The organism is Bacillus sp. SIMBA_074, assembly GCF_046534555.1.
Classification (GTDB): Bacteria; Bacillota; Bacilli; order Bacillales; family Bacillaceae_G; genus Bacillus_A; species Bacillus_A mycoides.
Window position 1 is genome coordinate 1 of sequence record NZ_JAWRYM010000826.1, and the last position, 256, is coordinate 256.

Consider the following 256-nt stretch of genomic DNA (forward strand, 5'->3'; position numbering starts at 1 on the left):
TGCCAAAAAGCCTGGAAAACCTCATCTCCGTCGTCAAACAGTGCCACCAGAACAATACTCGTATACGTGTCGTTGGCTCAGGCCACTCCTTTTCCCCATTAGTCCAGACAAATGACTGCCTGCTTTCTTTGGATCTTCTTCAAGGTCTTCACCATGTCGATTCCGAGCAGCATACGATTGAGGTATGGGCGGGCACCAAGCTGAAAGCACTCGGGGAGCTATTGCACCAACAAGGTTTTTCTCAGGAAAATCTGGG

Annotated in this window: 1 protein-coding gene; it reads left to right on the forward strand. The window is 49.6% G+C overall.

The annotated features are described in order from the left end of the window. Window positions 1-11: 11 nt before the first annotated feature. Window positions 12-256, forward strand: a 245-nt coding sequence (locus SB773_RS33065; protein ID WP_410594659.1) for an FAD-binding protein, incomplete at its 3' end; no start/stop codon positions are given.